Genomic DNA, 22,882 nt, shown 5'->3' with positions numbered 1-22,882 from the left:
TCACATGAAAGCAAGTCTCAAATTCAAAATTTTCGAAATTAAATTGTTACGTTGACACTTGTAACACTGACAACTATCATTGTAAGAATATATAACAAGAGAACTTCCAAAAAATTTAATATGTTCTCAGAAAGGAATTTATCATGACGCAGAAACAACCTCTTTTTATTCAAGCGCTGCTTCCGCTAATCGCACTCGCAGTCGCTGCGTTTTTCTCCCTGTTCTACTGGAACGCGGGAATGCTCATGCCGTTGATGATCAGCTTGATTGTCACTTCGGTACTAGGCGTATTACTTGGACACAAATGGAGTGATCTCGAGTCCTATATGGGCAAAGGAATCCAAAGGGCGTTGCCTGCTGTCTATATTCTGATCATCGTCGGTATTATTATCGGGTCTTGGATAAGCAGCGGGGTAATTCCAACGCTTATCTATTATGGTCTTGATCTTATTCATCCTTCTATTTTCATCCCGAGTGTAGCACTTGCTACTGGTGTTCTTTCTATGGCACTTGGCAGCTCGTTCGCTTCGATCGGAACAGTCGGATTAGCTTTCATTGCAGTCGGAGACAGCATGGGCTTTCCATTAGCTTTAGTAGCAGGGGCAATTATTTCCGGAGCCTACCTTGGAGATAAATTCTCGCCTTTATCAGAAACAACTAACGTTGCCGCCTCTATGGCAGGTGTTGATCTATTCAGCCACATCCGACATATGTTATGGGATACCATACCGGCTTTCTTACTGTCAGTAGTGATTTATTGGATCGTTGGTTTGAACTATGCAGGTGAAGTAAAAAGTATGGAGGAAATTCGTACAATTAATACGCATTTGGCAGATACATTTGTCATCCATCCATTGCTTTTACTTGTACCGCTTTTGACTGTAGTTGCTTTGATTAAGAAATATCCTACTTTACCTTCTTTGGTACTTATAAGTCTTATAGGAGCTATTCTTGCTTATATCGTTCAAGGTGCATCCGTATCTGATATCATTGGCGCCATGACGAATGGCTTCAGCGGTGATACTGGCTTGGAAAGTTTGAATAACTTACTTCATCGCGGCGGTATCACATCCATGATGGGCACAATCGGGCTCGTATTGGTTGCTACTGCACTTGGCGGTATGCTGGAGGATATTGGAGTACTCAAGACAATCACAGAGACATTCATCAATCGCGTGAAAAGTACTGGTTCCTTAATAGGAAGTACCGTACTTTCTGCTTTAGTGGTTGGTTTTGCTACTGGCGCACAGATTCTGGCAGTCATCCTGCCAATCCGTACCTTTAAGCAAGCCTTTGAGGATCGCAACTTGGCAGCGAAGAATCTTTCACGCTGTGTGGAAGCCGCTGGTGCCGTTGGTATCAACATGGTACCTTGGAGTGTTCCGGCATTCTTTGCTGCAGGTGTTCTAGGTGTGAGTCCTTATGATTACATTCCGTACGCTTTCTTTATTTTCTTAGTACCGCTCATCAACGTGATTTACGGATACACAGGACTGTCAATCACAAAAAAAGATGATACGAAAGAAGGCGTCAAGCATGCAGGCTAATAACATCAAGCTGCGATTTCTAGGCAGTGCACAAGATGCTGGCGTTCCACAGGCAAACTGTTATTGCGCCAATTGCCGCCGTGCTCATGCAGATCATACATTCCGTCATTATGCTGCGAGCTTGGCAATCATCACAGATGATTCAACATGGCATATGATTGATGCGACACCAGATTTCCGGGAACAGCTGTACAGCATGCAAAACGCTTATCCAAAAGCGGGCATCATGAACAGTATTATTTTGACTCATGCACATGCAGGTCACTATCCTGGTCTTCTTTTCTTAGGAAAAGAAGGTATGTCTACATCTGAATTACCTGTTTATGCAAGCGAAAGAATGTCACAGCTGTTAGCTAAAGATGCACCATGGAGCCAGCTGGTAGGTTTAAAGAATATCGTTACTAAAACCATTTATGCAGATAAGGCGCAAGAGCTTGGAGATCATGTCCGTTTTACCCCCGTAGAAGTGCCACATCGGAACGAGTACTCCGAAACGTTTGGCTTCCTTATCGAGGGACCGAGTAAAAAAGCACTGTACATTCCGGATATTGATTCATGGGAAGAATGGAATCACGATATCGAAGAAATAGCAAAAACGGTTGATTTCGTTATTGTGGATGCAACATTCTACAGCAAGCAGGAAGTTGCCGGAGTCGGCCGGGATATAAGCCAAATCCCCCATCCGCCGATTATTGAAACAATGGACAGGCTCCAGAATGTTGTTGATACAGTAGGAACAAAAGTCTATCTGACGCATCTCAATCATTCGAATCCGGTCCTGGATCCAGATAGCGAGGAATACCAAAGCGTAAGAACGCGTGGATTCTTTCTTGCTGAAGAAGGATTAGAATTAGAACTATGACAAAAAAGCTGTCAGCCATAATTGGCTGACAGCTTTTTTACTTATATAACAAACTAAGCCGAGAAGGTCTGTAAGTGATAGTAAGGTCATGAAGTTCTTGCTGTATTGCGACAGACAATAGCTTGCCTTCGTTGTTGAAATTTTCTTCAATCGTTTCTGCATCAGGTTTAAGCTTGTCACGTTCCCAGTCCAGCCATTTTCCATAGTCTTCTGTCCAGCGCTCTACTCTCAGTCTTAAAGCCGCTGACACTGGAAAATCATCCAGATCCAGATTCATATTACAATCAGCACACCAGATTGGATCAGCAAAATCTGCCTCAAAAAGGATATGCTTAGTTTTGTTACAGCTGCATTCCATTTAGACAGCCTCACTTGCAGTTTGCACCAAGTGATCAAGCAATCTGTAAAGCACATCCACATTTTCTGCTGGAAGAACAGCCGCTTTCATTACTTCCTCACTTTGGACGAACGCACTATCATCTAAATAATCCTTATCATGAACTATCAGTTTTTCCATACTTTCTCTAGTCGTTTCAAAATGGAATTGCAATCCAATAACGTTATCTCTGTAAATAAACCCCTGATTCTCGCATACTTCATTTCCGAAAAGACGTGTGGCACCGTGAGGTAGAGAGAATTGCTCTCCATGCCAATGGAAGACGGTCATTTTATCAGGAATGAATGGAAAGTGATTTGTAGCAGTCTGGATTGGATACCAGCCAACTTCTTTTTGTTCACCCTGGAAAACAGTCGCTCCTAAAGCTTTTGCAATTTGCTGAGCGCCGAGACAGATTCCGAACACTGGCTTTTGCTGTTCTATTAATTGACGAATAAGAGTACGTTCTTCTTCAATCCAGCGATCTGTGTCATTGGCACTCATCGGTCCGCCAAGAATGATGAGCAAAGTAATATCTTTTGCCTCTGGAAGAATGGCGTTTTCGTAGAGATGGTGAACTCGAAAGCTATGATTGCGTTCTTCTCCCCACTCCTTTATAGCAGCAAGATCTTCAAACGGAACATGCTGCAAAACATCTATCATCATACCTAACATCCTCTCTTACAAGCTCAACTCATAATGATAGAACTGCTCATCCCGCTCGTATCCTTTTCTTTCATAAAGACGTTGTGCCTTCTCATTGTCAGGAGCTGTACTAAGTGCGATACTCCCTGCACCAGTTTCCCTTGCAAAAGCCTCCGCTGCGTCGAGCAATTTCTCTCCAACGCCTTGTTTTCTGGCAGCTTCCGTTACATAGAGGTCATTCAAAATCCAAGCACGCTTCATACCAATTGAAGAAAAAGTGGGGTAAAGCTGGGTGAAACCGACACACTTACCCTCATCCTTCACGAGAAAAATGACGGAATCCTCTTTTCTTAGCCTTTCTGTTATGTACGCCTCTGCTCCGCTCAAATCATGAGCTTGGTTGTAAAATTGCCGATACTGGTCAAATAAAATTGCTGCTTCTTTTACGTCTTGTATGGATGCTTTGATAATATCCATTTGTTCACCTCTCCTTTGGTAAAGTAAATACTTTTAAGTTCTTATCTATCATTCAATCCCTTTCCATCTAGGATTTGCTGCATATATTTTTCAATCCTTGCCTCTCGAGTTTTGGATTGTTTAGCTTGAGAAAAATAAAATATATATGCTCTTTGCCGCCCTGGAGTTAATGCTTCAAAGGCAGTTTTCAAAGCAGGTGTTTCTTCAAATTTATTATGAAGTTCTTCGGGAATTATGTATTCTGTGTGCTCTTTTAAATCCACTTTTAACCCGGCGTTTTCAATTTCAATAGCTTCTTGGATATAGGCTTTTATGGTAGTTTTCATTTCAGCTATTTCTTTAACATTTTTAAACCGGAGTTGACGTGCTGCCTGTACATTCTCAGTTTGCTGGATTAGTATCTGATTGGTATCTTTTAATAGAGCACCTTTGTGAAACAGCAGCGCACAATAATCTTTGAATCCATGTATTAAAACGATGTTTTTCCCCTCAAGCGTGTAACAAGGATGCTTCCACTTGAAATCTTCGGTTAACTCACAATCAAGAATAATATTTCTCAGGCTTATAAATTCATCTTTCCACTGCTTAGCTTTACTTAAAAATTCATCCACCTTATGATTTTTTTCAGTATTTGTCATGCAGTAACTCACCTCTCCAAATTTCAATCAAGATACTCTATAGATAATTATGCTCAAATTTCTCTGTAACTGCACTAACTATCTTCGGAACAAATGATGTAAAAGTCTGCCCCTATCCTCGAAAAACTGCTTCATTATGCTGTAATGCTGTGTCTCTTCTAGCTGTACTTCATCTATACCTTCTGCATCCAACTGGAGAATCTTTGCATCTGGATAAGCCATCAGCAGCGGAGCATGCGTCGAAATAATGAATTGTGAGCCCTCCTCCACCAGTTCATCGATTCTAGCAAGCATCGATAGCTGGCGGATTGGGGACAAAGCTGCCTCCGGTTCATCAAGTATGTATAATCCATTTCCGGAGAATCGCTCCATGAAAGCTGCAAAAAATGCTTCCCCATGGGACTGCTCATGAAGGGATTTTCCACCGTAGGAATCAATGATTTTTCGTCCGAACCCCACGCGATCCATTTCCTCAATATTAGTAGCCACATTATAGAAAGTCTCTGCGCGGAAAAAGTACCCATCACGGGGCCGGTTTCCTCCCCGGACGATGCGGATATATTCATGCAAACAGGAATGTGATTCATAGCTTGAGAAAGAAAAATTCCTTGAACCGCCCTCGGGGTTGAAACCAAGTGCTACTGCAATAGCTTCGAGTAAAGTCGATTTGCCCATACCGTTCTCCCCGATAATATACGTTACATTTGGATGGAAAGAAAGTTTAGCTAAGTTTTGAATGACTGGCAGTGAAAATGGGAAGTGATTAGGAAGCACTGAAGAATCATCCTTCAAGCTCATTTGTCTCACATATTGATTTGTTGAAGTTAATTTCACATTATCATTCCTATCTTCATGTATATCATTTCAACAAAGGGAAAGGAGAATATATCATGCAAGATTATATTCTGTTAGCTGTACTGCTTGTCTTATTTTTAGCGGTCGTACTCTTTACCCGCTACTTAAACAAACCTGTCAAAATTCTATTTACCATCTATTATCTAATACTCGGAGCTCTGTTCGTAGTCGTCAAGGAGCGCATTGATAACACCTATGAAGGAGCAGCGACAACACCTAACATCAATTGGATTGTAAATAATGAATGGATTGCAGATATCCGTCATTTACTGTTTGTACCGATGATTGGTTTACTAATATATCTGCTGTATAAAGGTTATACAGACCCAAAAGGACCCTGGAAACGTTCCAATATCCTAGGAGTCACCATTCCGCTAGCCGCCCTGATGGCAGCTCTTTATTTTCTGTTCTCTTACATGTATGGCTATCATTCTTGAACATATTCGTGCTCGAGTATGCTATAAAGCAGAGAATCACGCCAGCCTGATTTCATACGCATATGTTCACGGAGAAGTCCTTCCTTTTGCATACCGATTTTCTTTAATACGGAGGCAGAAGCCAAGTTATTCGGATCACAGGTAGCACAGATACGATGTAAACCCAATGTCCGGAAACCGATAGATAAGACGTTTTTGGCAGCTTCTGTAGCAAAGCCTTTGTTCCAGAAATCGGGATATAAGATATACCCGATTTCCCCTTCTCGGTTCTGCGTGCTTTTAATACTCAGCTCTGCAGAACCGATCATATTCCCCTCAAACATGATTGCATATACAAATCTCATCTGTGGCTCTTGCTGTGCATCCTGCAATACTTCCTCAACAAACTGTTTCGACTCAGCCTCTGTATTTGGACCCCAAGGCTGATAACGGCAAACCTTCTCCAGTGAAGCATATGCATGGACAGCTTTCCAGTCTTCTTCTACAAGTTCACGTAACTGTATTCTCATAAGCATCCCCTCTCCATTCCATTAACCAGCAGTCCCGATAGCTTCCTTCATGCCACTCATGCTTGGGCAATATCTTCACTTTTTGAAAACCGCATTTCTCATAACAGCGGATTGCGCGTACATTCCAAGCTTGCGGATCCATCACTATCGCTTCTGCTTCTTTCTCCTTCTTCAGAAACTGAATCATCGTTTGGACGAGCAATGTTCCGATGCCCTTATTCCAGTAATCTGTTTCTCCGATAAACTGATCCATTCCATAGATTTGCTGCTTACTTTCATAACCGAATTCTTTCTTCTCATCCTTTTCCAACTCATAATATTGCACATAACCGATAGGCTTATTTATATAGGAGAAGATACATTTTTGGGCTGCGTCGGATGCAAAGAAGACTTCTCTTATTTTATTTTTATCAAATGGGTTATCTCGACCTTCATAAAAGGTAAGTACTTCAGGGTCTGATATCCATTTAACAAGAAGTGCGATATCAGTACATTTAAGCGACCGAACATGTGGTTTTTGCTTTGTCACGATTCAACAGTCTCCCGTATCGTTTTTAAGAGATTATTGAAGTTGTCTGGTTCCTCCAGAAACGGACTGTGCGCACTTTCTGAAAAAGTATGAAATTGCTTAACTGGTGCTTTAAGTGATGTATAAAAGTTGTAAGCCTGCTGATAAGTAGTTTGATAATCATATTTTCCATGAAGGAAGTACACCGGCACCTTCAACTCAGGAACAGTACGAGTTAGATTGGTTGTACTTATCTCTTTTGCTAGCTTTTGATACGATAGTCCGCTACCTGCGAATACGTTGAATTTATCTTTCCATCTATATTCTGGACAGCGCATTACTTCCCGGATCAGGCGGCTGTTACTGTATCCATCTCGCGTAAAACCGACAGCATACTTTCTTGTATATTTAAATCGAACTGCCCCGTAAGCACGGTTTTGATAGTAATCTTCATCAAATTTTCTTCGAGCTAATTCCCGTTTTGCCTTTTCATCTGAACGACGAACCGCTTCCGAGACGAGGAAGTCATAGGCTTCTTTTTCCGATTCAAACTGAATACCAATTTGCCCGACACCTATATAGGCATAAAGATGTTCTGGCACTTTTTGCGCAGCCAAGGTACCTAAAATTGTGCCCCAAGAATGCCCAAGTACATATATCTTCTCCTGGTCATATGTCTTCCTTAAGAAAGCAATCAATTCTAACGTATCAGCAAGCAGCTGTTCCAAAGTAAGCGAATCTCCACCCTTTGCTGCTTTGTAGGAGGAACCGGTACCGCGCTGATCCCAGTAGCAAACGGTAAATTCTTGTTCCAGCTCTACTCTGTTCGCGCTAATTAGCGGATAAGCAGGAAATCCAGGACCTCCGTGCAGAAATAACAAGATAGGAGCAAATTTATCCTTATTATGCTTAATAATGACACCCTGCTGCGCGCCATTGAGATCCACCAACTGTAAAGCCATTTATTTCACTTCCAATCAGAAAGGATAGAAACTATGGATTTTCATCATACAAAGAATAAATGGAGTTATACCCAAAGAAATGCAAACGTCACATGGATTAGAACTTATACCTCCCTCATCGGGAATCATTCTATTAAACAAGCTTTCGATATCGGCTGCGGCGGTGGTATTTACACGAAAGCACTTGCGGAAATGGGCATACCATTTGTGACAGGAGTAGATTCATCAGAAGTCATGTTAGAAGCAGCGACTGAGAATTGTCGAGGTCGGAAAGGTATTCGGTTCCATAGAGGTGACGCTCTAGTAACTGGGTTAGCATCAGCTAGCTGCGATCTTATCCTGGAACGAGCCCTGATTCATCACTTACCGGAGCTGTAGCCTTGTTTCTATGAAGCACATCGCTTACTGCGCCCTGGCGGAGTATTGCTCATTCAGGACCGTACACCGGAAGATTGCCTGCTGCCTGGAAGCCCTGAGCATATCAGAGGCTATTTCTTCTCATGTTTTCCAAGACTTGCAGAGATGGAAACTAACCGGAGACATACCTCAGCTCAAGTTATAAAAGAATTAGAAGGTTGTGGCTTCAACAGCATAGAAAAACATACATTATGGGAAGTCCGCCAAATACACAAAACGAAAGAGAAACTGCTGGCAGATCTGCGTGCCAGACTGGGGAGAAGCATCCTGCATGCTTTGGAGGATGACGAACTAGAGAAGTTGGTTCAGTATATAGACGATTGTATCACAGAGGAAAGGGATATTGTGGAAAGTGATAGATGGACAATTTGGAAGGCTGTAAAATAAAAGAAGCTAAGCATTGTACGCTTAGCTTCTTCCTGCTTACATAACTTTAGACAAACCAATCGTCTTCTCAATGATAACTAGCGCAATAACTGACAATGCAATAAAGATTACAGCAATAGCATTGACGCTCGGATCAAAGGTCTGGTCGATATAGCCGAATGTCCGAACCGGAATAGTGATCGTTTCCGGTGTACTGACAAACAGACTCACTGAGATCTCACCGAATGATGTAACTGCTGCAAAAACAGCACCAGCTATGATTCCTGGCTTAATCAACGGCAATGTAACGCGATAAAACGTTTGCCAAGGAGTCGAACCAAGGTTCATTGATGCAAGCTCCAGTCTGCTGTCCAAGTTGGTGATGCTGACAGAAACAGTCCGCACAACATACGGGAAGCAAATCACGATGTGACCGATGATAAGACCTAATGTAGAACCGAATAATCCTAAAGAAGAAAACAAATACAATAGTGCAACACCTAGTACCACTTGCGGAATCATCAAAGGCGACATGATGAAGGACTGAATCAGCCCTTTACCCGGGAAGGATAATCTTGCTAATGCATAAGATGACATCGTTCCAAGAAGCACAGTGAGCGGTGTCACGATGATCATAACGAGTGTGCTGGACCAAAGTGATTGCATCCATTGTTCACTTTGAAATACTTCTGTGAACCACCGTACCGAGAAATCGGTTGGCGGAAACTGCGGATAATCCGTCGGACTGAAGGCTGACAAAATAATTACTAGTACTGGGATCGTCAGGAATAGATAAACAGCAATGCCGGCAATCCAGATAAGACTATCCAGCCATCTTGTACCTTTATTACCCATTCACACGCACCTCCCATTTTTTCAGGATGTAACCAAGGACTGCAATCACAAGAAACACAAGCACCATGAGCGTAAAGGCCATCGCAGCTGCTAGTGGCAGATTATAGACCTGCATAATCTGCTGATAGATAGATAACGGTAGCAATGGCTGCATCCTTCCGCCCACTAATAGCGGTGTGATATAACTTCCGGCCGCAAGCGAAAAGACGATCATCGCACCGCTGATCATTCCTGGAATCGTAAGCGGTAAGGTAACGCGAAAGAAGGTCGAAATCCGGTTTGAGCCAAGAATCATGGAAGCCGAACGCAGATTGCCTTTAATATCCGACATTGCCGTCGCAATCGGCAGCACTGCGAATGGCAGCATAACTTGTACGTAAGCAATAATGACTGCATTCATATTCCAGAGCATATCCAGCGGTTCATCGATGATAGACGTCTTCATGAGTACATCATTGACGAGTCCGTTTTGTGCCAGCAAGATGATCCATGCGAATGTCCGGATAACCACACTCGTCAGCAGCGGCGACACAAGCAGGATATAGAAAAATGCCCGCCAGCGCTTTGGAGATCGGACAAGCAAATAGGCAGCCGGATAAGCAAGGACCAAGCAAATCACCGTAGTAATGACTGCCACAAATAATGTCTGCCAAATTGTTTTCAAATAAACTGGTGTTGTCAGTACCTCGATATAATGACTAAACGTATACCCATCGATAACCTCGAAGAAATTATCTACTTGCTGAAAACTCAGGATTAGCAATTGAATTAGCGGAAGCAGCAAAAAGATACCAAGAAAAATCAAAGTGGGAGCTAATAAGACGCCATAAAACTTCTTTTGTCTAGTTGCTTTCATGATCCAAGACCTCTAAGTAAATAATATCTTCTTTGTTCCATGAAAGTATTAGCTCCTGACCTGATGCCGGCAAAACCGGAAACATCGGATCCGGTGCATGCACAGCCAGTTCAATGCCGCCTGCTTCTGTTCTGATTCGGATAGCATTTCCTATATAGCTGCTTTCTTTTACTACTGCTTTGACACGGTTGGCAGTGTCTTCTCCAGAGACATGCTGCTCCACGAAAATCCGCTCAGGCCGAAGCATGAAACGAACGCGTTTCGGCTGCTTTCCACTTTCATGGTGCTCAGCCTCCAGCTTGAATCCAGCTGTAGTTTCATAAACAGTACCTTCGCTAAGCACTGCATCAAACATGTTCACCTGACCAATAAATTCAGCCACAAAGCGGTTAGCAGGACGTCGGTATACTTCAAGCGGTTCGCCTACTTGCTGCAGAACGCCATCGCCAAGGATACCAATCCGGTCAGACAGGCTGAGTGCCTCCTCTTGATCATGTGTTACTAGAACAGTCGTGATACCGACACTTTTTTGAATCCGGCGCAGCTCGAATTGCATTTCTTTTCGCAGCTTGGCATCCAAATTACTTAGTGGCTCATCCAAAAGCAGCACGTTAGGTTCAATAGCAAGCGCACGAGCAATCGCCACACGCTGCTGCTGCCCGCCGCTCAACTGATGCGGCATGCGCGTTGCATAGGATTCCAACTGGACAAGCGCAAGCGATTCGTCTACTTTCTGCTTGATGAGCTGCTTGGACATTTTCTTGTTTTTAAGACCATATGCTACATTATCTCGAACAGACAAGTGTGGGAAAAGAGCATAGTTCTGGAAAACCATTCCCAAGTTCCGCTTATACGGCGGTATATTCGTTACATCCTGATCTCCTATATAAACGACACCAGTCGTTTGGCCAAGAAATCCCGCAATGATATTTAAAAGCGTCGATTTTCCGCAGCCACTTGGACCAAGCAAGGAAAAGAATTCCCCTTGTTTGATTTCCAATTCTACTTCCTTCAATGCCAAGTGATTGCCATAATCAAGGCTTATTCCTTCGAGTTTTATTCCACTCATGTTATTCCCCCAACTCTCGTGACCATCTATTCGTCCATTCGGATACTTTGCCTGTTGATACTTCATAATCGACCCACTTCAAAGAAGCAAATTGATCTTCCCCAACTTTGACTTTATCCTTAATTGCGTCACTGTATTGTGTATTTTCATTTGCCATACCATAATAAGATTTCTCTGAGAACATACTGTGCACTTCGGGACTGCTCAAGTAATCAAGCAGCTTGTAGGCATTGTCTTCATGCGGCGCATTTTTCATCATAGCCCAGCTTGCAACAGCTGCCACAGCACCGTCTTTCGGATACACAAAATCGATATCCATTCCAGCATCCTGCAGCGCGAAAATCCGTCCATCCCAGAATGGAATGATGCTGATTTCTCCTCTGTCCAGCAGTGTCTGAATCGTTCCAGGATTATCTGGATAGGCGACTGCATTCTTGTTTATTTTCTTTAATTCCTCAAACGTCTTATCAATATCCTCTGGATTGCCTTCTTCTCCTCCAAGTGCCTGCGTAACACCTGAGAAGAACTGCAAACCTGCCGAATACGAAGGAGACGACAGCCCAAGCTGTCCTTGGTATTCTTCATCCGCTAAATCTAACCAGTTCTCCGGTACGTTCTCTACTGCATTCGGAGCATAGGCAATACCAAGCTGCCCCATACTGAAAGCTGCTGCATAATCCTTGCCGTCTTTTTCGAACCTTTGCTGAACAGAGTTATACAGTTCCGCTACATGCGGTGCCTTCTCCTCATCAATCGGTTCCAGCAGATCAGCAGACATAGCACGGTGAATTGTATCAGGCTGCAGGATCAACAGATCATACGGCACATTGGAGCCATCTGCTGCACGCATTTTCATATACCATTCGGCATCTGTTCCAGCAATGACATTAACTTTGATGCCTGTCTCTTTTTCGAAGCTATCAATTGCTTCACCGATATTTGCTTCCCAATCACCACCGTATACACCGATTGTGACAGATTTTTCTTCCTCGCCGCTGCTGCATGAAACCAATACAAGCAATAAAATGAGTGCTACGCTTGCAGCAGCGTATTTACCTAACCGTTTCATTCGCTTCCTCCCCCGTAATTTGGCGTAAGACATCCAAAACGTCCTGTTTCGTCAGCGACTTCTTTTGTACCTCGAAATGACGATGAACTTGCCGTTTCATATCATTGCGCAGGTTAGCCGGATAACTGCGCAGCGCTACAGCCAATGCTGCACTCGCTTCCGCTGTCCAAACACTTTCGTAGTCAGAACGGAAAGCCCCGAAATCCCAAGCCTCATTTTTAGTTGCTTCCATTTTCGAACGCGCTTCGTTCGTTGCCTTTTCGTCTACAGCACTATCTCCAAGGATAACTCCATAGGCTTTTGCTGCTTGCTCTGCAGAAAGCAAACCATCCTTCACTTCTGCCACCACTTTATCGACTGGACGAAGATAGCCTGGTCCAAATCCGCCTCCGCCTGGCGATGTGATAGAGATGATGTCTCCTTTTGCAGGACGCAGTACATCAATCTTCGGCAATTTCTCTGCTTCGTCCTCTGGGTTTCGAACAACATAGCCTTGCTGTCCAGCTTGTCCGCCAGCTAATCCCCAAGGCTGGAAACGGAATCTTTCCATTCCTCTAGCAGTTACCATCGAATCTGACTCCAGAATACGGAAAGCTAGTGTAATTGCATGACCGCCACGATACTGCCCGGCTCCACCTGTATTCTTTTCATATTCATAGCGTTCGACGAGCACAGGGATATGCTGTTCCAGACTTTCAATTGGTGTATTTTTAAGGAAGCCTGAAGAGTGATCGATTCCGTCGATACCATCCTGCTCCTGCTGGGCTCCGCCTCCGCCGCCCATCGGTTCAACAACAGCCATATTCCTTGTCCCGTCATGCTGTGGCACAGATAACACGACAATTGCTGACTGCCCTGCTCCTGCTGCTGGAACAAGCTCAGGTAAAGCCTGGCCAATTGCACCAAGCACCACATTGTACATCCTCATCGTAATCGAGTGACGGATACCAACTGCTGCGGGATAAGCAGGATTCACTAGCGTACCCTTCGGAGCAATGACAGAAAATGGTCTCGTAATGCCCCCATTATTCGGAATATGCGGATCAGATGTAATAATGAAATTGATCAGTCCTTGATAAAGAAAACTATGCTTCTGCCCGTTTGTTACCAAGTTGAAAGCTGTCTGTGTCTGCGGGTCACTGTCTGAGAAATCAAGGGTGATTTCTCCGTCTTTCACACGCAGTGTAACCGCAAGACGAATCGGCACTTCTGATACCATGTCGTCATCCAAGTAATCGGCAAAAGAATACTCTCCATCAGGAATCTGACGCAGAACTTCCCGTGATCGTGATTCTGCTTGCTCCAGCAGATCGGCGATACCATTTTGTACGGCATTCACTCCAAACTTGCCAATCATACGATGCAAACGGCTTTCAGCTGTATTCACGCTTGCAACCATTGCATTGATATCTCCTTCATTCAAATCCGCTACTCGGCTGTTTAAACGAAGAAATGCCAGTACATCTTTGTTCGGCTTTCCTTTGCGATACAGCTTCACAGGCGGGATACGCAATCCCTCCTGATGCACATCTGTCGCAGTTGGAGAAATACTAGCTGGCACAAGACCGCCAACATCACTAACATGAACGAATGCCCATGCATAGCTCACCAATTTTCCATCATGGAAAATCGGCTTGAACACATGCACATCCGGCAGATGGGTGGCAAGACCATCCGTTGTATACGGATCATTTGTGATGATAATATCGCCTTCCTCGATTTCTTCCCCTACTGATTCAATCGCCTTACGCAGACTCAGTCCAAGGAAAATCGTTACACCGACGGATTTCGGATACATATAAAATTCGCCTTCCGGAGTCGCAAGTGCTGTCGCAAAATCGGCGGATTCTTTTACAAACGTTGTGAAGCTTGTCCGCTCGATGACATGCCCCATTCCAGTGGCAATCGCATTGAAATAACTGCGCATAATCTCTAATTGTGCGGGATTCGAACGCATTAGTTCATCTCCTTTCTTACCAATAACAAGTTGCCTGCTTCGTCTGTTTTGGCTTTCCAGCTCGGCAGAACGACAGTCGTTGTATCTTGTTGCTCGATGATAGCTGGTCCTTGTATTTCCATACCTGGCTGGAGTGATGTTCTATCAACAATAGCTGCACTGTAAGTCTGTCCATTGATCCGAACGGAACGCTCGCCTGGTTCCAGGGAATTCTCGTTCATCACAGTGGCTGCATGACTATTCGCAGCAGTTTCTCCAACAATGCGCACTTTGAAATTCATCAGTTCTATGCTAGCGTTTGGATCGCTATGTCCGTAAAGCCGCTCGTGCTGTGCATGGAAAATTTCCGCGAGCTTTAAACTTGGATCTGCTTCCAGCCAATCTAGCTGGAATGGTACTTCCAGTTCAAATGCCTGTCCTTTATAACGCGCATCAATTGTATGGTGCAGCTGAGTTGATTGAAGGAAAGCATCTACTTGCTGACGGTTCAGCCAGTCTGTTGCTTCCTGTTCCATCGCAGTAAAGATCGTAGACCATTCCGCTTTGTCCATTTCTTTCAGCAGTACCTGTCTGGATGTGATCGCATCATAAACAAAGTCTGCAGCCAAGGATCCTTGTGCACAAAGATTACCTGGATTTGCAGGTATGATCACTTGCTTGGCCTGAATTTCCTCTGCGACCATATTGGCAAGTACTGGTCCAGCTCCGCCGAAGGCCATCAAGCTGAAGTCGTTCGGATCAATTCCGTGCTGCTCTAAGACATTGCTCAACTCTGTGAACATATTTGCTACAGCAACTTGAATCGACTGGTCAGCTGCTTCCAGTACATTGCTTTCTAAATGGTCAGCAATTTTCTGGAAAGCTGCGGCTGATCGATCTTGATTGAGGCCAACGTTTCCTCCAGCAAATGAAGCACTATTCAAATAACCACTCAAAAGAAATGCATCTGTAAGCGCCGGTTCCTCTCCACGGCCGTAGCATGCAGGTCCTGGATCAGATCCCGCTGACAGCGGCCCAACTTTCAAAATGCCGCCTTTATCAATCCATGCAAGTGAACCACCGCCTGCCCCAATCGAATAAATAGCCACAGACGGAAGGATTGTTGGCAGTCCACCCAATTCGTTCGTTTGAGTGTAGAGAATTTCGCCGCCTTCAATTAGTGAAATATCTGCACTTGTTCCGCCTACGTCAAAGGTGATGACATTATCAATCCCTGATGCGTCTGCTGCTTGAACTGCTCCCATAACTCCAGCAGCAGGTCCTGAAAACAGGGTCTTAACTGGCTGGTCAGCAGCTGCATGAATTTCCATTAATCCGCCATTGGATTGAGTGATGAACGGCTTCGCTTGAATACCTTCCTGCTCAAGCCGTTCTACCAGCGTTTCAAAATAACGCTTCACGTTTGGCTGTATATAGACGTTCATTGCGGCAATGACTGTGCGCTCATATTCCCGCATCTCAGTCCAAATAGATGATGAAGCCTCGACATATAAATGCGGTGCACGTTCCTTAATTCGTTCCACCACCTGCAATTCATGTGCTGGATTACGATAACTATGTAAGAAAGAAACAACAAGACCTTCTAACCCTTCCTCGACAGCTTGATCAATTGCCTGATCTACATCGTTCATATCCAGAGACGTGAACACTTCCCCGTCGCCTTGCATCCGTTCTTTAATAGGATAAACATGCTGCCGTTCAATTAGGCTTTCTGGTAATCTCGAATGAAGATCATATGGTACTGGCAGACGCAGACGCTGGATTGAAAGAATATCTCGGAAACCCTCTGTTACGAATAAGCCAATTCTTGCACCATTTCGCTGCAGCAGCGTATTCAGTCCGATTGTCATCCCATGCACGAAATAAGATATTTTAGTCAAATCAATGCCCTTTTCCTTGAGCAGCTGCAATCCATTGGAAATCCCGCTCGCCGGATCTTTAGGCACAGTAGGCGTCTTTACATTCCAAATGCCTGATCCATCTATTTCCTTTAAAGTAAGATCGGTAAAAGTTCCCCCAATATCGATCCCCAACTCATAATTTATATCACCCAACACACATCTCTCCTAAATAATAGCAATTTCTTATAACCTATAATTCTGATGATATTCATAGGAATTATAACGTTTGCTAATTATTTTGACAAATTAATAGCTTGAGTATTTAAAAAAAGATATTTTTGTATAAGAAAAGAGCCACTCCATAAAGGTTCGGCTCATAAAATTAGTCTCTTCTTATTCATTTTGCCAGTTGTAATATGTATCCTCATCATCTACATCAATCTTAATTCTATTTATCTCAATAATATCTTCATCCAGCCAATTCACTTTTGGTACTTCGCTATCTGAATGTATCTCCCAATATATTGTTTCACTTTTAAGTTGGTTTTGGTCTGTACTTTGAGATGTAATACTTACGGCTTGTCCTATAGGGGTAGTGGCGTTGCCATTCTCATCTATTAGTCTAATCTCCGCAACATAGCGTTTACCAGGTGATTCAACAGTGCTAACTACTGTTCCCTTTCCATTTAATTCATTTAGATTTACATCTATGAAATTGTATAATGTTATGCCAGCGGCTATTAATATTGCCACACTCGATAAAACAATAGTTAATATCCATTTCATTGGCTTATTCATGCTTATTCCTCCAAGTTATTCCTAGTTAAAGCTGTACCAGAATACATTGCAGGTATGTCTTCAGTGTGTTTAATGTGAGATGCATATAAAAAACCTCGGAAGGAGTACTCTCCAACCAAGGTCTTCTAATTTTACAGCTCTTCTCCATTCGAACTAATTACATTCTTATACCACTCAAACGAATCCTTTTTAGATCGTTTCATGCTACCATTTCCTTCATTATCACGATCCACGTGGATCATGCCATAGCGTTTCTTCATTTCACCAGTTGTGAAGGAAACGATATCGATGATGCCCCATGGCGTATAGCCTAGCAGGTCGACACCATCGTAGTTCACAGCTTTCATAAGTTCTTCCACATGGGAGCGCAGATAATCGATGCGCTGCGGGTCGTGGATAGATCCGTCCTCTTCCACTGTATCAATCGCGCCGAAGCCGTTCTCAACGATGAACAATGGAATCTGGTAACGGTCGTAGAAGCGGTTCAATGTGTAGCGTAAACCAGTCGGATCGATCGACCAGCCCCAGTCACTTGCCTTGATATAAGGATTTTCCACACTCTGAGCCAATCCGCCATTTGTGTTATTTGTATTCTGTTCCACTTCTTTCTCACTATTAACAGTTGTACTCATGTAATAACTGAAGCCAAGGTAATCAACCGTACCATTACGAAGAATTTCTTCATCGCCATCTTCGAATACGATGTTATAGCCTTCCCGTTCGAATTCCTTCAGCACATAGCTTGGGTAGTAGCCGCGAACATGTACATCCGGGAAGAAGTAACGCTCACGCATCAGCTCCTCTGCCAGCATCACATCGTTTGGATTGGATGAGTAAGGATAGATCGGCACGTGTGATACCATGGCGCCAATTTGGAATTCTGGATTGATTTCCTTTCCTTTGCTGACAGCTAGTGCACTGGCAAGCAGCTCGTGGTGACCAGCTTGGTACATCACTTCGCGTGCATTTTCGCCTTCTTTCACTGTGACACCAGAGTTCGTCCAAAGGAATAGTGGATTATCGGTATCCATTTTGTTATTGATTTCGTTGAAAGTCATCCAGTACTTAACCTTATCTTTGTAACGGTTAAAGCAGACTTCAGCGAATCGGACAAAGTGATGGGCAACCTCTCTGCTGCGGAATCCGCCGAACTCACGTGCCAAATGCAATGGCATTTCGAAATGGGATAACGTAATGACTGGTTCAATGCCATGTTTTAATAGTTCATCAAAAAGATCGTCGTAAAACTTCAGGCCAGCTTCGTTCGGCTCCGCTTCGTCACCCTTCGGAAAGATACGTGTCCAGCCGATTGATGTACGCAAGCACTTCAGACCCATCTCTGCAAATAGTGCAACGTCCTCTTTGTAGCGGTTATAGAAATCTATCGCCTCATGGTTTGGATAGAATTTATCCGCTTCCACCGTTTCTGTAAGTTCCCGCGGCACACCATGTGCACCAGCAGTCAATACATCAATTACGCTTGGGCCTTTGCCATCCTGGTTCCAGCCACCCTCGAATTGGTGGGCGGCAAGAGCGCCGCCCCATAAGAAGTCCTTCGGTAATGTAGTCATATCTATCTCCTCCTATTTTACAACCGTCAGCAAGTCATTGCCTTGTGTCGTTGTCTCTGTGTCGTCAATGATGATTTCTTTATAATTAGCTGGATTAGTTACAATGATAGGTGTAATTGTCTGCACACCTGCAGCTTCAATTGCTTCACTGTCAAACTCGCTCAAGACATCCCCTTGTTTCACGCGGTCTCCTTCTTTTACATGCAGTGTGAATGGCTCGCCATTCAGTTTCACAGTATCAAGGCCTACATGAATCAAAACTTCAGCACCAGACATAGAGCGTAAACCGATCGCATGCTTAGTCGGTGCGAGCATCACAATGGTTCCGTCAAATGGCGCATGAACTTTGTTTTCACTAGGTTCAATAGCCAGGCCTTTGCCCATGGCTCCAGAAGCGAACACCTCGTCCGGTACTTCTTCCAATGCAAGCAATCTACCGTTTAGTGGTGCATAAACTACTTCTTCATTGTTTGCTGCTGCAGAAGCTTCTGCTTTCGCTTCTCCCTTACCTGCTGCAGTGCTGTCAGCTTGTTCTGCAGCATCTTCTCCGAAACCGAAAATTTGGATTAAAATGATTGGCAGTACAATAGCGATTGCAACCCCAATCACAATGCCCCATATACTCATTGGGTACTCTGAATTGATACCATTTACAATAGTTAATGGTCCTGGAAGTCCCGCATAAGCAAAGTAGAATGGATTGAAGAAACTTGCGACAATCGCTCCTACTGCACCAGAGATACAGCCGATAATAAATGGTTTCTTAAATCGCAGCGTTACACCATAAATTGCTGGTTCCGTGATACCGAAGATCCCGGTGATACCTGCAGAAGTACCAATCCTTTTCACTTCTTTACTTTTTGCTTTTAATATAACGCCGATAACAGCTCCGACTTGTGCAATAACGGCAATCGTTTGGTAAGCCTGGAATGAATCACGACCGTATAGATCATAGTTCGCCAACGCAAGCGGCGTAATACCCCAGTGTACGCCGAAGATTACGATAACCTGCCAAAAGGCACCGATGATTGCTCCTGCAAGCCATGGTGCATATTCAGCTAAGAAGTTGTATCCGTTCGCAATTCCGTTTGCACCTAATGTCGTGATTGGTCCTATTACAACTAATGTCAGCGGAACCATCACTAAAATACTTATTAATGGCACAATAATTGGACGAACCACTTCATGGATCCGTTTGTTCAAGAAGCGTTCCAAGTAAGAAAGAATCCATACTAGAAATAGTGGCGGCAGAACAGATGACGTATAAGTTGTCTCTGTAAGCGGCAGGCCAAGGAAGCTCATGCTATTTCCTTCTCCAATGCTCGCTGCCATTGTTGCCCAGTCAGGGCTTACAAGTGCCGCAGTAGCCGCAACAGCAATATACATGTTCGACTTGAAATGTCTAGAAGCTGTTATGGCAATGAAAATTGGCAAGAAAGTAAAAGGCGCCCAAGATATAAAGCTTATTACCTGATACGTACTTGTATCTGCAAAGCTTGGGAATGGCAAGTTGATTAGAATAAGTGCACCTTGCAAAATACCTGCAGCAGCCAATATATAGATGAATGGCGCAAATACAGCAGACATTGTTGCAATAATACGATTCAAGATCGAGCCTTTAGGCTTATCATCTTCGTCATCGGCTGTATCTAAGTTTACGAGTTTAGCAAACTCATCATATACTTCACCGACATGCTGACCGATAACGACTTGGAACTGACCATTGTTTTCTACCACAGTAATAACACCTGGAAGACTATTAACCTCTTGTTTAGCAGAAGGCTTGGATCGTTTAAGTACCAAGCGCAATCGCGTCGCACATCTGGTAGCGTTTACAATATTTTCTTCACCACCGACAGCCTCCAATATATCTCCAGCAAGTTTTGGATAATCCCTTACTTTTTCAGCCACTTGAAACACCTCTTTTTCTTTAGTATACGCTTACATTATAATTATACCGGTACAATTTATCAAGTGTTAACTAATAAAATTAATAGAGCATTTTAAAAGAGTAGGGTTTTCGTTATAGACTTAGTGTGCTAAAATCGCTCTATCTAAACAAATAAGGACTGTAGCTATGCTTAAATATCAGCAGATTGCCAATGAAATCCAACAGGACATCGAGATGAATGATCTCCCGCAAGGCACCAAGCTGCCTGTGCTGGAAACTTTGATGTCCCAATATAAAACAAGCAAAAGCACCGTCATCAAGGCTCTCAGCTTGCTTGAACGAAAAGGACTCGTCTATCAAGTACGCGGCAGCGGCATCTTCGTTCGCCGCCGCAACCGGAAAGGCTACATCAGCTTTTCGAACCAAGGCTTCAGTGACGAGCTGAGCGGATTCGACATTTCAGCGAAAGTGCTCGAGCTCGATATCCGAAAACCATCAGCAGAAGTAGCCTTCAACCTGAAAATAGATCCAGAAGACGATGTCTATTACGTCAAACGAATCCGTTATATCAACGGACAAACACTTTGTCTCGAAGAATCCTATTACAACAAAGCAATCGTCACCTATCTGAATAACGAAATTGCTACCGGGTCTATCTTTGACTACATCAGCAATGGACTAGGCGCGAAAATCGGCTTCTCTGATTTGTACGTGCACATCCAGAAGCTGAATCAAGATGAAGCACAGCATCTCGGACTTCTTGCAGGTGATCCAAAACTATTCGTGGAAACAATCTTCTATTTGAACAATGGTGTGCCGTTTGATTTTTCGCGTATATCGTATAATTACGAGCAGTCCCAGTTCTTCTTCCAGTCGACGGGGTATTCATTGTAAATAAAAAACTAGTTACTAATAAGTAACTAGTTTTTTTCGTGTTTTAAATATTCGGTTTAACCATCTCTTCCGGCTTCACCATCTCATCAAACTGCTCTTCTGTGAGCAGTTCAAGCTGAACAGCAGCCTCTTTCAGTGTCAGGCCTTCCTTATGCGCAAGCTTCGCAATCTTCGCCGCATTTTCATATCCGATGTGTGGATTCAATGCGGTTACCAGCATTAACGAATTCATTAAATTATCTTGGATTGTTTGCTCATCCGGCTCAATGCCTACTGCACAGTTATCATGGAAGGATACCATGCTGTCGCTTAGTAGCTGCACAGATTGCAGGAAGTTATAGATGATAACTGGTTTGAATACGTTCAGTTCAAAATTACCCTGACTTGCCGCAAATCCAATTGTTGCGTCATTCCCCATAACTTGGGCTGCAACCATAGTCAATGCTTCACATTGAGTCGGGTTAACTTTCCCAGGCATAATAGAACTGCCCGGCTCATTTGCAGGGATGATAATCTCGCCGATGCCACAGCGAGGACCACTTGCCAGCCAGCGTACATCATTCGCAATTTTCATTAAGTCAGCAGCAAGCGCTTTTAATGCACCATGAGCATATGTCATTTCATCATGGCTTGTTAAAGCATGAAATTTATTTGATGAACTGATGAATTCTTGCTCTGTAAACTGAGTGATTTCTTTCGCTACAGTCTCACCAAACTGCGGATGCGCATTGATTCCTGTACCAACTGCTGTACCGCCAATTGCCAAGGCACGCAGTTTCTCAGTTGATTCTGCGACCATTTCCTTGGAACGATCCAGCATATGCACCCAGCCACTAATCTCCTGTCCAAGTGTTAACGGCGTAGCATCCTGAAGATGTGTACGACCAATTTTCACGATGTTATGGAATGTTTCCGCTTTTTTATTTAGCGTGTCACGCAGCTGTTCTACCGCCGGAAGCAGCTGTTCATAAACAGCTAGTACACCTGCAACATGCATCGCCGTCGGGAATGTATCATTTGAGCTCTGACTGCGGTTAACATCATCATTCGGATGTACTACTGCATCTGAACCTTTTTCTTTCAGCAATGCAGTAGCAAGGTTTGCAACCACTTCATTCATATTCATATTACTTTGCGTACCGCTTCCTGTCTGCCATACAACAAGCGGGAAATTATCATCATACTTACCTGTAAGAATGTCATCACAGACCGTTACAATAGCGTCGGCTTTTTCTTTGTCCAGATTTCCAAGGCGCTGATTGGCAATAGCCGTACTGCGCTTTAATATAGCGAAAGCTTTCACTACACGCTCTGGCATTCTTTCTGATCCTATTTTAAAGTTCTCTTTACTTCGCTGTGTTTGTGCACCCCAGAATTTATCCGCTGGCACCTTTACTTCTCCAAAGGTATCTTTCTCGATTCTGTATTCCATGGTAATCCTCCTCAGATTTCCTATCTTTGTACCACTATAAAAATCGTAAC

General features: G+C 43.6%; 24 protein-coding genes. 6 read left to right on the top strand and 18 right to left on the bottom strand.

Features of this window, described 5'->3' with window-relative positions; all coding sequences use genetic code 11:
• The first annotated feature begins 143 nt into the window (after positions 1-143).
• On the top strand, positions 144-1,547 hold the full coding sequence (gene nhaC, locus GZ22_RS03235) for a Na+/H+ antiporter NhaC (RefSeq protein ID WP_038558606.1): 1,404 nt from the start codon (positions 144-146) through the stop codon (positions 1,545-1,547).
• Positions 1,537-2,409 carry an MBL fold metallo-hydrolase gene (locus GZ22_RS03230; RefSeq protein WP_038558605.1) on the top strand — a complete coding sequence of 291 codons (873 nt, stop codon included), beginning with the start codon at positions 1,537-1,539 and terminating at the stop codon, positions 2,407-2,409. The genes nhaC and GZ22_RS03230 overlap by 11 nt, the downstream gene beginning before the upstream one ends.
• A 37-nt stretch (positions 2,410-2,446) precedes the next feature.
• Here the strand turns inward: GZ22_RS03230 and GZ22_RS03225 are convergent, their stop codons facing one another.
• The 5 genes from GZ22_RS03225 to GZ22_RS03205 form a co-directional block, all read right to left on the bottom strand.
• Positions 2,447-2,767 carry a hypothetical protein gene (locus GZ22_RS03225; protein WP_038558603.1) on the bottom strand — a complete coding sequence of 107 codons (321 nt, stop codon included), beginning with the start codon at positions 2,765-2,767 and terminating at the stop codon, positions 2,447-2,449.
• Positions 2,768-3,451, bottom strand: coding sequence for a type 1 glutamine amidotransferase (locus GZ22_RS03220; protein WP_038558601.1), 684 nt, complete (start codon positions 3,449-3,451; stop codon positions 2,768-2,770). It lies immediately after the preceding gene.
• A gap of 15 nt (positions 3,452-3,466) precedes the next feature.
• Positions 3,467-3,907: a GNAT family N-acetyltransferase gene (locus GZ22_RS03215; RefSeq protein WP_038558600.1), complete on the bottom strand. Its 441-nt coding sequence runs from the start codon at positions 3,905-3,907 to the stop codon at positions 3,467-3,469.
• Between the two features lie 41 nt (positions 3,908-3,948).
• Complete coding sequence (locus GZ22_RS03210) at positions 3,949-4,545, bottom strand: YdeI/OmpD-associated family protein (protein WP_038558598.1); 597 nt, start codon at positions 4,543-4,545, stop codon at positions 3,949-3,951.
• A 78-nt stretch (positions 4,546-4,623) separates the two neighbouring features.
• A complete protein-coding gene (locus tag GZ22_RS03205; protein WP_038558597.1) occupies positions 4,624-5,379 on the bottom strand; it encodes an AAA family ATPase in 756 nt (251 codons plus the stop codon).
• 56 nt (positions 5,380-5,435) lie between these two features.
• Between GZ22_RS03205 and GZ22_RS03200 the strand changes: the two genes are divergently transcribed.
• Positions 5,436-5,837: a hypothetical protein gene (locus GZ22_RS03200; RefSeq protein WP_038558595.1), complete on the top strand. Its 402-nt coding sequence runs from the start codon at positions 5,436-5,438 to the stop codon at positions 5,835-5,837.
• Here GZ22_RS03200 and GZ22_RS03195 read toward each other — a convergent pair.
• The 3 genes from GZ22_RS03195 to GZ22_RS03185 are packed head-to-tail and all read right to left on the bottom strand — an operon-like array spanning position 5,828 to position 7,816.
• On the bottom strand, positions 5,828-6,346 hold the full coding sequence (locus GZ22_RS03195; protein ID WP_342666730.1) for a GNAT family N-acetyltransferase: 519 nt from the start codon (positions 6,344-6,346) through the stop codon (positions 5,828-5,830). The genes GZ22_RS03200 and GZ22_RS03195 overlap by 10 nt on opposite strands.
• On the bottom strand, positions 6,327-6,875 hold the full coding sequence (locus GZ22_RS03190) for a GNAT family N-acetyltransferase (protein WP_245609698.1): 549 nt from the start codon (positions 6,873-6,875) through the stop codon (positions 6,327-6,329). Before GZ22_RS03190 ends, GZ22_RS03195 begins: the two co-directional genes overlap by 20 nt.
• Positions 6,872-7,816, bottom strand: a complete 945-nt coding sequence (locus tag GZ22_RS03185; protein ID WP_038558590.1) for an alpha/beta fold hydrolase — start codon at positions 7,814-7,816, stop codon at positions 6,872-6,874. Before GZ22_RS03185 ends, GZ22_RS03190 begins: the two co-directional genes overlap by 4 nt.
• Positions 7,817-7,849: 33 nt before the next feature.
• On the opposite strand from GZ22_RS03185, the gene GZ22_RS19045 reads away from it, so the two are divergent.
• A complete protein-coding gene (locus GZ22_RS19045; RefSeq protein WP_342666729.1) occupies positions 7,850-8,194 on the top strand; it encodes a class I SAM-dependent methyltransferase in 345 nt (114 codons plus the stop codon).
• Between the two features lie 144 nt (positions 8,195-8,338).
• A complete protein-coding gene (locus GZ22_RS19040; RefSeq protein ID WP_342666728.1) occupies positions 8,339-8,620 on the top strand; it encodes a hypothetical protein in 282 nt (93 codons plus the stop codon).
• A gap of 36 nt (positions 8,621-8,656) precedes the next feature.
• On the opposite strand, the gene GZ22_RS03175 is transcribed toward GZ22_RS19040, so the two are convergent.
• The 9 genes from GZ22_RS03175 to GZ22_RS03135 form a co-directional block, all read right to left on the bottom strand.
• Positions 8,657-9,454 carry an ABC transporter permease gene (locus GZ22_RS03175; RefSeq protein ID WP_038558589.1) on the bottom strand — a complete coding sequence of 266 codons (798 nt, stop codon included), beginning with the start codon at positions 9,452-9,454 and terminating at the stop codon, positions 8,657-8,659.
• Positions 9,447-10,310: an ABC transporter permease gene (locus GZ22_RS03170; RefSeq protein WP_038558587.1), complete on the bottom strand. Its 864-nt coding sequence runs from the start codon at positions 10,308-10,310 to the stop codon at positions 9,447-9,449. The genes GZ22_RS03175 and GZ22_RS03170 overlap by 8 nt, the downstream gene beginning before the upstream one ends.
• Positions 10,297-11,379: an ABC transporter ATP-binding protein gene (locus GZ22_RS03165; RefSeq protein ID WP_038558586.1), complete on the bottom strand. Its 1,083-nt coding sequence runs from the start codon at positions 11,377-11,379 to the stop codon at positions 10,297-10,299. The genes GZ22_RS03170 and GZ22_RS03165 overlap by 14 nt, the downstream gene beginning before the upstream one ends.
• A gap of 1 nt (position 11,380) precedes the next feature.
• Positions 11,381-12,448 (bottom strand): ABC transporter substrate-binding protein, encoded by a 1,068-nt coding sequence (locus tag GZ22_RS03160; RefSeq protein WP_038558585.1) that lies wholly within the window; start codon positions 12,446-12,448, stop codon positions 11,381-11,383.
• Positions 12,432-14,405 carry a hydantoinase B/oxoprolinase family protein gene (locus GZ22_RS03155; RefSeq protein WP_038558583.1) on the bottom strand — a complete coding sequence of 658 codons (1,974 nt, stop codon included), beginning with the start codon at positions 14,403-14,405 and terminating at the stop codon, positions 12,432-12,434. Before GZ22_RS03155 ends, GZ22_RS03160 begins: the two co-directional genes overlap by 17 nt.
• Positions 14,405-16,459: a hydantoinase/oxoprolinase family protein gene (locus tag GZ22_RS03150; protein ID WP_038558582.1), complete on the bottom strand. Its 2,055-nt coding sequence runs from the start codon at positions 16,457-16,459 to the stop codon at positions 14,405-14,407. Before GZ22_RS03150 ends, GZ22_RS03155 begins: the two co-directional genes overlap by 1 nt.
• 180 nt (positions 16,460-16,639) lie before the next feature.
• Positions 16,640-17,044 (bottom strand): DUF5412 family protein, encoded by a 405-nt coding sequence (locus GZ22_RS03145; RefSeq protein ID WP_038558580.1) that lies wholly within the window; start codon positions 17,042-17,044, stop codon positions 16,640-16,642.
• A gap of 131 nt (positions 17,045-17,175) precedes the next feature.
• Positions 17,176-18,615, bottom strand: coding sequence for a 6-phospho-beta-glucosidase BglA (gene bglA, locus GZ22_RS03140; protein ID WP_038558578.1), 1,440 nt, complete (start codon positions 18,613-18,615; stop codon positions 17,176-17,178).
• Positions 18,616-18,627: 12 nt separating this feature from the next.
• Positions 18,628-20,526, bottom strand: a complete 1,899-nt coding sequence (locus GZ22_RS03135) for a beta-glucoside-specific PTS transporter subunit IIABC (protein WP_038558576.1) — start codon at positions 20,524-20,526, stop codon at positions 18,628-18,630.
• A 166-nt stretch (positions 20,527-20,692) separates the two neighbouring features.
• On the opposite strand from GZ22_RS03135, the gene GZ22_RS03130 reads away from it, so the two are divergent.
• Positions 20,693-21,400 carry a GntR family transcriptional regulator gene (locus tag GZ22_RS03130; RefSeq protein WP_038558574.1) on the top strand — a complete coding sequence of 236 codons (708 nt, stop codon included), beginning with the start codon at positions 20,693-20,695 and terminating at the stop codon, positions 21,398-21,400.
• 43 nt (positions 21,401-21,443) lie between these two features.
• Here the strand turns inward: GZ22_RS03130 and fumC are convergent, their stop codons facing one another.
• Entirely contained in the window at positions 21,444-22,832 is a 1,389-nt protein-coding gene (gene fumC / locus GZ22_RS03125) for a class II fumarate hydratase (protein ID WP_038558573.1), read from the bottom strand.
• Positions 22,833-22,882: the final 50 nt, after the last annotated feature.

Source organism: Terribacillus saccharophilus, assembly GCF_000725365.1.
GTDB lineage: Bacteria > Bacillota > Bacilli > Bacillales > Amphibacillaceae > Terribacillus > Terribacillus saccharophilus.
Note: the sequence above shows the minus strand (reverse complement) of the source record. Positions and strands in the feature narration are given on the sequence as shown.